This window comes from Flavobacterium sp. FPG59, assembly GCF_002150205.1.
Lineage (GTDB): Bacteria > Bacteroidota > Bacteroidia > Flavobacteriales > Flavobacteriaceae > Flavobacterium.
This window is the reverse complement of record NZ_MTCA01000109.1, coordinates 1-9608: the sequence shown is the minus strand read 5'-3', so window position 1 is coordinate 9608 and position 9608 is coordinate 1. Positions and strand designations below refer to the sequence as shown.

Annotated in this window: 10 protein-coding genes; 2 read left to right on the top strand and 8 right to left on the bottom strand. The window is 32.8% G+C overall.

The annotated features are described in order from the left end of the window. The coding region (locus FPG59_RS10345; protein WP_086454528.1) for a response regulator transcription factor at window positions 1-481 on the top strand (481 nt) is incomplete at its 5' end. 44 nt (window positions 482-525) lie between these two features. On the opposite strand, the gene FPG59_RS10340 is transcribed toward FPG59_RS10345, so the two are convergent. The 8 genes from FPG59_RS10340 to FPG59_RS10305 all read right to left on the bottom strand — a co-directional run bounded on the left by FPG59_RS10340 (window position 526) and on the right by FPG59_RS10305 (window position 8835). Next, window positions 526-1266: an acyl-[acyl-carrier-protein] thioesterase gene (locus FPG59_RS10340; protein ID WP_086454527.1), complete on the bottom strand. Its 741-nt coding sequence runs from the start codon at window positions 1264-1266 to the stop codon at window positions 526-528. 202 nt (window positions 1267-1468) lie between these two features. Continuing rightward, on the bottom strand, window positions 1469-2248 hold the full coding sequence (locus FPG59_RS10335; protein ID WP_086454526.1) for a hypothetical protein: 780 nt from the start codon (window positions 2246-2248) through the stop codon (window positions 1469-1471). 40 nt (window positions 2249-2288) lie between these two features. After that, a complete protein-coding gene (gene miaA, locus FPG59_RS10330) occupies window positions 2289-3206 on the bottom strand; it encodes a tRNA (adenosine(37)-N6)-dimethylallyltransferase MiaA (protein ID WP_086454525.1) in 918 nt (305 codons plus the stop codon). A 269-nt stretch (window positions 3207-3475) separates the two neighbouring features. Further along, a complete protein-coding gene (locus FPG59_RS10325; RefSeq protein ID WP_086454524.1) occupies window positions 3476-4837 on the bottom strand; it encodes an exonuclease domain-containing protein in 1362 nt (453 codons plus the stop codon). A gap of 67 nt (window positions 4838-4904) precedes the next feature. Beyond that, window positions 4905-5567 carry a YggS family pyridoxal phosphate-dependent enzyme gene (locus FPG59_RS10320; RefSeq protein WP_086454523.1) on the bottom strand — a complete coding sequence of 221 codons (663 nt, stop codon included), beginning with the start codon at window positions 5565-5567 and terminating at the stop codon, window positions 4905-4907. Window positions 5568-5590: 23 nt separating this feature from the next. Continuing rightward, on the bottom strand, window positions 5591-6811 hold the full coding sequence (locus tag FPG59_RS10315) for a DUF1015 domain-containing protein (RefSeq protein WP_086454522.1): 1221 nt from the start codon (window positions 6809-6811) through the stop codon (window positions 5591-5593). An 89-nt stretch (window positions 6812-6900) separates the two neighbouring features. After that, window positions 6901-7788 (bottom strand): 3-hydroxyacyl-CoA dehydrogenase family protein, encoded by an 888-nt coding sequence (locus tag FPG59_RS10310; RefSeq protein WP_086454521.1) that lies wholly within the window; start codon window positions 7786-7788, stop codon window positions 6901-6903. A gap of 81 nt (window positions 7789-7869) precedes the next feature. Further along, entirely contained in the window at window positions 7870-8835 is a 966-nt protein-coding gene (locus tag FPG59_RS10305) for a Gfo/Idh/MocA family protein (protein WP_086454520.1), read from the bottom strand. A 144-nt stretch (window positions 8836-8979) separates the two neighbouring features. Between FPG59_RS10305 and FPG59_RS10300 the strand changes: the two genes are divergently transcribed. Continuing rightward, window positions 8980-9608, top strand: a 629-nt coding sequence (locus tag FPG59_RS10300; protein WP_086454519.1) for a protein-L-isoaspartate(D-aspartate) O-methyltransferase, incomplete at its 3' end; no start/stop codon positions are given.

Sequence of the window (9608 nt, the reverse complement as noted above, 5' to 3'; positions counted from 1 at the left end):
GCCTATTATCTTTTTAACAGCAAAATCTATGAAAGAGGATGTTTTAAAAGGATATAAAGCTGGAGCAGATGATTATTTGAATAAACCATTTGACTCTGAAGTCTTATTGATGAAAATCAAGGCAATCATTCAAAGAAAAGCTTCAGATACAAAATCAGAACATGTTCAGTTTGAGTTTAATATTGGTAAATTTCATTTAAATTCTAAGTTGCGTTTTTTAACTTTCAAAGAAGAGGAGCCGATAAAGTTGTCACCAAAAGAAAATGAGTTATTGAAAATGTTAATTCTGCATGAAAATGATTTAATGCCAAGAGAATTAGCCTTGACAAAAATATGGAGAGATGATAATTACTTTACCTCAAGAAGTATGGACGTGTATATTGCTAAATTGAGAAAATATTTAAAACCAGACGAGGATGTTGAAATATTAAACATCCATGGAGAAGGATTTAGATTAGTTATAAAAAACAAAGTTGCATAAAATGCAAAAGCCTCAAAAATTTTTTTGAGGCTTTTTTTTATCTTTTATTTCCAATGTATTTGTAATGCAAAACATGTTTTATCGTCCTTTGTGATACTAAATACAGTTTCATCTTGCTGGATACTTTCATGAATTAAAACAGTATCTTTTAATGATAGTTCTTTTAAAAAGTTCATTTCAATGCTGGCTACCCTTTGTTTTAATAACAATTTTTCGTCAATAACATCAAGACACCATTCTAGATATTTGACATTGTTAACATGATTTACTATATCTAAATCTGATAAAAAAACGGTTTTTTCAAACACTATTTCTTTTTCATTAGTAAAATTTATTTTAGAAAATCGTTCAATTGTAGGTTTTTTATCTGGATATAACTCAAAGTGTTCGTATGGAAGTGCTAAGGCTTCTGGACGTCGCTTTTCTGTATTAAAAACAGCCCAAAAAGTTTCAGATCCTACTATTTTTTCTCCATTAATATACATTTCAAGTGCTCGTACTGATCGAGAGTTTTCTAATGAATTGATCCATGTTTTTACGGTTACTGTATCGCCCCATTTAGGTAATTTGCTGATTTCAACTCGCATCCGGCTCAATACCCATGCTTGATTAAACTCTTGCATGTCAGTAAAACTGATACCACCTACTTCTGAATGAGCCGCAGCAGTTAATTGTAAAAAATTGCATAAATCAGTGTATTTTAAATACCCGTTGGGCGCACATTGCGTAAAATTGATTTCCCAATCTTTGCTTAAAATAGAGGTGAATTTAGGGGATATAGGCATATAAATAATTATGAATTATGAATTTTAATTCTCGTTTTTAGGAATTATTTTAAATTGTGGAAAAAATAGGCTACTGTTTATTACCTAGAAAAGGTAGTATCATTCCGAAAAGCATGGAATTAATAGTCTACAAATTTCCAACGCACTATTTTTGAATGCATACAAAGTACGAAAATGACAAAATAAAATTAACCATTTACTTCTAAATGCATTCTTCGTTTAAACTGATCCATTTACATTTCCATTGTCCGCTTACATTAATAAAGAGTCTTGTATAGCTGCTTACTTCATCAATCTCTTCGTCATAATTAAAAACATCAAAAATGGTATCGTTATTCAGGTCGTATCCTATTCCCTTGATGATTTTTCCGCTTTGTGTTGTAATTTGAGTTTTAGCGCTTTTTATCTTGATCTTTTCATTGTAAGGAAAAATGGTTAGTCCTTCAATATTATTTGTATTGATATTTGGGATTTCGGTCAATTTTTTAAAGGAAAGAAATGGAAATAGTAGTGTCTCTGGACATTCATTAAGGCCCTGTAAATGCCAGTTGTCTACAGTAGCTTTGTATGATTTATCATTAAACCAAATAAGACCATTGATATTTTCTTTCCAAATTACTTTTGTTCCCTTATAATCTGCATCTGCCTGAACGCCTTTTTTGACAGTAACTTTATTATTCAAACTTAATAAAAACTGAAGTAGGGAGGCTTTGTCATCCCATGTAAGTGGTGTGCCTTGCCCGCTTATTTTTAAGAGCCCTACAAAATAATTATTTTCATTTTGGGTAGTAAAGAAGGAAGGCTTTGTGGACTTGAAAGAGGGATTTTTTTTAACCCATAAGTCTCCATTTTCTTTTGTTAACCTATCCGTGATTTCTTTATCAAAACTTTTATTTTGGGTAGTCGGGCTTTGTTTTTTCTGTCCGTATGAGATAGAAATTGTAAGCGTGATTGCAGTTACGTACGTTATTATTTGTTTCATATTCTCAGTGAAATAGAATTTTATTAATAATGATTTAATTTTAATTACATGATTTAATGTAATTTATAACTGTTGTGTACGGGGTTTCAAAGTCAAACCATTTGGTGTTTTCATTTCTTTTAAACCAAGTTAATTGACGTTTAGAAAAACGTCGCGTGTTTTTCTTTATTTCTTCGATGGCTAATTCTAAGGTGAATTCTTTGTCAAAAAAACTAAATAATTCTCTATATCCTACGGTTTGTAAAGCGTTTAATTCTTTATTTGGATATAAAATTTTGGCCTCGTTGAATAATCCTTCATTCATCATGATATCTACACGTTGGTTGATTCGGTTATAGATTATCTTTCGGTCAGCTTCCAAACCAATTAAAATAGGAGTGAAGTTTCGATTGTTTTTTTTCTGGTTCAAAAAAGAGGAATATGGTTTTCCTGTTCCCAAGCATACTTCTACAAAACGCATCATGCGCTGTGGGTTTTGTAAAGTTTGTGGATTTTCTGTGGTTAGGGTTTTGTAATAAGCAGGATCTAACTGTTCTAATTTTTGTTGCAAATATCCAATTCCTAGTTTTTCATAATTGGCAGTTATTTCTTGACGAACTGTTACATCAATGTCAGGAAATTCATCAAAGCCTTTTAATATGGCATCAACATATAAACCGGAACCGCCTACTAGAATGACATAATCATTATCTTGAAATAGTTCGTTAAGTTTAGCAATGGCTTCTTTTTCGAAATCGCCGACTGTATAATTTTCAAAAATAGATTTGTTTTGAATAAAATGGTGTTTGGCTGCTGCCAATTCAGCTACGCTTGGAACGGCGGTACCAATGGTCATTTCTTTAAAAAATTGTCGGCTGTCGCATGACACGATTTCGCAATTAAAGTGGTTTGCCAAGACAATGCTTAAGGAAGTTTTCCCGATAGCTGTAGGACCGACGATAGTGATTAAGTATTTCATATTTTTTAGCCCAGATGGCAACGTAAACCCCGCAGTGATTTAAGTTTGTTTTTCTTGGTGTAAAAGAGCGACCGCAGGAAGCTCCTTTTATGCCTTAGAAAAACAACTGAAGTCACGAGGAGTTGCAGTGTACAGCTGGATTGGCTTCAAGGTTATTAAATTAAGATTCGGATTCATGATCAAAACACTATGTGAAAATAAATTTGATTATTAGTTTCATAAATCTAGTTTAAGATAATTGATATATAGGATCACAATAAATATTCAGCCTAGAGATGAACTATTTTTAACGTCTTGTTTTTTCGGATGTGTCCTTGAATAATATTCTTCACATCGCGATTATTCTGCATTGGGATAATAATGTTTCTTAGGATCTCTACATTGGTTATTTGATAGTTTAAATCATAAAAAGCATATCCTTTATAAATTCCGTTTTCAATCAATACAGCTGAGCGCTCGCTTATGGTTCGGCCTTTGTCAATTAAAATCATGTTTTGATTGTCAAAACTATTTTTGTCGATAAAAGCTTGTACTCTGCTGTTGTATTCCTCTGGAGATACTTCTCCTACGCAAGCGCCATCACATTCTTTAATGGTATACTGAAAACAATTTGTTTTACTAGCGTACAAGCCCGTTAGTTTTTGACATAGGTTATAATGAGATGTGATTCTGAACAAAGCATTTTTTCCTTCTTGGATAGAAGTGAAAGATGTGATTTCTTTTTTACGGCCATCGGCTTTTTGAAGTTTTAAGTTCAAATATCCTTTTTCATCTTTTTCTGCATACAAAGCGAGTTGAAAAATACTTTTGCGTTGTGCCCTGTTGTATATGGGTTTGTTGATTTTGATTTCTTCGCTTTCTTTTAACAGAGCGATTAGTTCACTACCCGTTTCATCATAAGTTACGGTATAAACTTCGGCTTGAATTTTTTTGCATTTATTGGTAGTACCTGTAAAATGCTGGTTGATTCTTTTTTTTATGTTTCGGCTTTTGCCAATGTAAATAAGATTTCCTTTCTCATTATGAATGAAGTAAACACCGGTTTTTGATGGTAAACTTGAAACAATGTCTAAAAGTTTAGGAGCAATACCTTTTTGTACTTCTAGTTTGATGAAATCTTTAACAATTTCTTTTTCTAAATCTTTTTCTAAAAGGATTTTAAACAATTTAACTGTCGCTAATGCGTCTCCGCTGGCACGATGCCTGTCGGCCATAGGAATGCCAAGTGCACGCACTAATTTCCCTAAACTATGTGATGGTTGTTCTGGTAATAGTTTCTGTGAAAGGGCAACTGTACAAAGTGTTTTAGCTTCAAAATCATAGCCTAATCTTCGAAACTCTGTTCTCAAGATTCTATAATCAAAAGATGCATTGTGCGCCACAATCACGCAACCTTCCGTAATTTCAATGATGCGTTTAGCAACCTCAAAAAATTTAGGAGCCGATGTGAGCATGGCATTATTGATACCGGTAAGTTTTACTACAAACGGCTGAATGGGAATTTCAGGATTTACCAAGCTGATGAATTGATCTACTATTTCATGTCCATCAAATTTATAGATGGCAATTTCAGTGATTCCTTCTTCGTTAAATTGTCCTCCTGTGGTTTCTATGTCGAGTATTGCGTACAAAATAAGTATTCAGTGTTCAGTTTTTAGTATTCAGTTTCTAACAGCATTATCGACTTTGAAATTGAAATTAATTTCTTTCCCCAAAGATACTACTTCCTATTCTAACCATAGTACTGCCACATTCAATTGCGAGTTGATAGTCACCGGACATTCCCATTGAGAGGATGTCGATTTGGCAGTTTTCACTTTTCAGTTTTTTTGTTTTTTCAAAAATTGTTTTCAATTGCGTGAATTCTTTCTTGATTTGATCTTTATTATCAGTGAAAGTAGCCATTCCCATTAATCCAACGATTTGAATGTTTTTCAGTTCTTTGAATTCATTTGATGTTAGGAGGGAAGCAAGTTCATCCTGATCAAGACCAAATTTTGTTTCTTCTTCGGCAATGTAAATTTGCAATAAACAATCTATAATTCGGTTGTTTTTTAACGCTTGTTTGTTGATTTCTTGTAATAGTTTAAGGCTGTCTACACCGTGTATCAAGCTTACAAACGGTGCCATAAATTTAACTTTATTGGTCTGTACGTGACCAATCATGTGCCACTCGATATCTTTGGGCATTTGTTCCCATTTATCGGCCATTTCTTGGATTTTGTTTTCTCCAAAAATGCGTTGTCCAGCTTCATAAGCTTCCATCAAATCCGAAACCGGTTTGGTTTTTGAAACTGCAACTAAAGTTACATGCTCAGGTAATGACGTTTTAATTCCAAGTAAATTTGTAGCTATTGACATGTTGAATTCCTGATTTTTATATATTAAAGTTCATAAACTACTAATCCACTTCTGAATTTAGGTTCTATGTACGTACTTTTTGGAGGCATAATTAAATTAGCATCGGCCAATGCTTTAATTTCTCCAATGTTTGAGGGAAATAATATAAAACCGATTTCAAATTCGCCTTGATCTATTTTATTTTTTATTTCTAATACGGATTGTTTTCCAGAAAGGTACTCAATTCGTTCGTCATTTCGTAAATCTTCAATACCTAAAATGGGTAATAAAACTTCTTTATATAAAATTTGAGTATCTAAACTGTCTAAAGCAGAATGGAATACTTCCTTTTCTTTACGAAGTACTAAACTATAAAATTCATTATCAAGATACATCCCAAACTGATGTTTGTGAGAGGGTTGAAAGGGTTGTTGCAATTTATTTTCAATACTGAAATTCTTTTGCAACGCAATCATAAATTCTTCCTTTGTCAAGCCATTTAAATCTTTTACAAGACGATTAAATTCATAAATTTTGACGTTGTTTTCAGATATTAAGTAGCTTAATATATGATTTTTAGAGGTGTTCTGAGCATCGGTATTTTCCTCAGATAATAATTTTAAAGCTTCTGTACGATGATGTCCATCTGCGATATAAAGACTCTCTGTTTTTTCAAAAATATTTTGAATCCAATTGATTTCAAGTGGATCGTCTATCTTCCATAAATAATGAATTTCTTTTTTTGTAGTCGAAAATTCAAAATCGGCTAATTTTTGAGTGCAATTAAAAATCCAGTCTTCTATGGTTTTGTTGTCAGGATAAGTCATCAAAACGGGCTCTGTATTAAACTCAGAATATTTCATGTATTCTTTGAGCAATCGAACTCTAAATGCTATGATATCTTCGTGTTTTTTGATGATTTCATTACAATAATCAGCAACACTTGTACCCGCGATGATCCCAATAAACGATTGTGTTTTAGTAACAATTTTATGAATATAAATTGCTGGTTTTTTATCTTTTACAAGAATGATTTCGTTTTTGAACTCTTCGTATTTTTGATGAACTTGCTTGTATCTTTTTTCAAATGAAACAGTTTCTTGATTGGTATAAGCGGGTTTTAATATGTGCAAAAAAGACAAAGGATTAAAATCCAGTTGAGCTGCAAGTTCAGCATTTACATATTCTTCATAAGATCTACAGGTTACAAGACATACTTTGTCTCGGGTAGGTCTTACTGCTTTAAAAGGAACTATTTTAGCCATAATTAAGTCAAAAGTCAAAAGTCAAGAGTCAAAAGTCAAAAGTTTAAAGAGGCAGACTTTAAGACTTTTGACTTTCAAACTTTAGGACATTAAATAAATTGTTTAGAAATTTTTTCTGCTTTTTTACTTTCGGAATAATCGTAGAAACCTTCACCAGATTTTACTCCCATTTTTCCTGCTCGAACCATATTTACTAATAAAGGACAAGGAGCATATTTTGGATTTTTGAAACCATCATACATTACATTTAGTATAGCCAAACACACATCAAGACCAATAAAATCAGCAAGTTGCAGTGGTCCCATGGGTTGGCCCATTCCTAATTTCATCACTGTGTCAATTTCGTATACACCAGCAACTTTATTGTACAAAGTCTCAATAGCTTCATTAATCATTGGCATTAAAATTCTGTTGGCTACAAAACCTGGATAATCATTCACTTCAACAGGTGTTTTTCCTAGTTTTTCAGAAAGACTCATGATGGTTTTTGTAACTTCATCTGAGGTGTTGTAACCGCGGATAATCTCTACTAATTTCATAATAGGCACCGGATTCATAAAGTGCATACCTATAACACGTTCCGGATTAGTAACAACCGATCCTATTTGCGTAATTGAAATTGAAGATGTATTGGTTGCCAAAATGGTATCCTGCGAACAAATTTCATTCAATTGTTTGTAGATATTTAGTTTTAATGCTACATTTTCTGTTGCAGCTTCTACCACTAGATCAACACCTACAACACCGTCTTTTATATCGGTATACGTAATAATATTTGTGATTGTTTTTGCTTTATCCTCTTGGGTGATGCTTCCTTTAGTGATCATTCGATCTAAATTAGCGGCAATAGTTGCCATTCCTTTATCTAAAGATTGTTCAGAAACATCAATTAATTTTACGGTAAAACCACTTTGTGCAAAGGTATGTGCTATTCCATTACCCATTGTTCCTGCTCCGATTACGGCTATTGTTTTCATATTTTGAGTTTAAAGTTTAAAAGTTTAAAGTTTAAAGTTATTTTGAGTAACTGAAAACCTTAAACTTTAAAGTAATTTTATTTATTTCTTGAAACAATCAATAATTTGATAGGCAACTCGTAATGCTTCGGTTGCTTGATCTAATGTCACTGTTGGAGTTGTATTGTCGTTTATTGAATCTGCAAACGATTCTAGTTCATCAAGTATGGCATTGTTCTGTTCAACATCTGGATTGGAGAAGTAGATTTGTTTTTTTACGCCTTCGGCATTTTGTAAAATCATATCAAAGTCGCCTGGAACTTCTGGAGCATCTTTCATTTTTACCACTTCACATTTTTTCTCTAAGAAATCAACTGAGATGTAAGCGTCTTTTTGAAAGAAACGAGATTTGCGCATGTTCTTCATCGAAATTCGGCTAGCTGTCAAGTTTGCCACGCAACCATTTTCGAATTCAATTCTAGCATTTGCAATATCTGGGGTGTCACTTATCACAGAAACGCCGCTGGCACTAATATTCTTCACTTTTGATTTAACCACACTTAAAATAGCATCAATGTCATGAATCATTAAATCTAAAACCACTGGGACATCAGTTCCTCGCGGATTAAATTCAGCCAAACGATGCGCTTCGATAAACATGGGATTTTCAATCATGTTTTTAGTAGCAATGAATGCAGGGTTGAAGCGTTCTACGTGACCTACTTGACCTTTTACATTGTATTCATTGGCAAGGGCTATAATTTCTTCTGCTTCTTCTACTGTATTTGAAATTGGTTTTTCAATAAAAACATGTTTCCCTGATTTGATAGCTACTTTAGCACATTTGTAATGTGAAAGTGTTGGGGTAACAATATCAATTACATCTACAGCATGAATAAGAGTTGCTATAGTACTAAAATGTTTGTATCCAAACTCTTTTGATATCTTCTCAGCGTTTTCCTGATTTGGGTCATAAAACCCTACCAATTCATATTTGTCAGATTGTTGTAATAAACGCAAATGTATTTTTCCTAGGTGACCAGCACCTAATACTCCAATTTTTAGCATAAGGGTGTATTTTTTACAAAAATAGCAATTAAATGATTAATCTATTGTTGAATTAAGACAAATTGTGCGCTAAATTATTATTTAAAAACCAATATTTGATTTCAGTTTTTCTTTTCTATTTTTACAGAAATAAAAATTTAAATTTTGAAAGATACAGCAAAACATCAAGGACTTCGGAATCAATTAGTAAGCGTTTTAGAGCAAAAAGGGATCACGGATAAAAATGTTTTGGAAGCCATAAAAAAGATACCACGTCACTTATTTTTGGATTCAAGCTTTGAAGACTATGCTTATCAAGATAAGGCTTTTCCTATTGGTGCAGGACAAACAATTTCACAACCGTATACTGTTGCTTTTCAATCCCAATTGTTAGAAGTAAAAAAGGAAGATAAAATATTAGAAATTGGAACAGGATCGGGATATCAAACAGCAGTTTTATGTACCATGGGCGCTAAAGTGTATAGTGTAGAACGCCAAAATGAATTGTTTAAAAAAACTACAAACTTATTTCCTAAACTCAATATTCGTCCTAAACACACTTCGTTTGGTGATGGATACAAAGGGTTACCTAATTACGCTCCATTCGACAGCATTATTGTAACGGCTGGTGCGCCAATTATTCCTAAACCGTTGATGGCGCAATTAAAAATAGGAGGAAGGCTAGTAATTCCAGTTGGTGAAGACGTGCAAATTATGACCTTGCTTGTTCGAATTAATGAAACTCAATTTGAAAAGCACGAATTTGGAGAATTTAGATTTGTTCCCTTATTAGA

Coding starts and splice junctions, on each gene's coding strand:
- FPG59_RS10335 (WP_086454526.1), bottom strand. CDS start 2,248: ATGAAACAAATAATAACGTACGTAACTGCAATCACGCTTACAATTTCT.
- FPG59_RS10305 (WP_086454520.1), bottom strand. CDS start 8,835: ATGCTAAAAATTGGAGTATTAGGTGCTGGTCACCTAGGAAAAATACAT.
- FPG59_RS10315 (WP_086454522.1), bottom strand. CDS start 6,811: ATGGCTAAAATAGTTCCTTTTAAAGCAGTAAGACCTACCCGAGACAAA.
- miaA (WP_086454525.1), bottom strand. CDS start 3,206: ATGAAATACTTAATCACTATCGTCGGTCCTACAGCTATCGGGAAAACT.
- FPG59_RS10320 (WP_086454523.1), bottom strand. CDS start 5,567: ATGTCAATAGCTACAAATTTACTTGGAATTAAAACGTCATTACCTGAG.
- FPG59_RS10340 (WP_086454527.1), bottom strand. CDS start 1,266: ATGCCTATATCCCCTAAATTCACCTCTATTTTAAGCAAAGATTGGGAA.
- FPG59_RS10310 (WP_086454521.1), bottom strand. CDS start 7,788: ATGAAAACAATAGCCGTAATCGGAGCAGGAACAATGGGTAATGGAATA.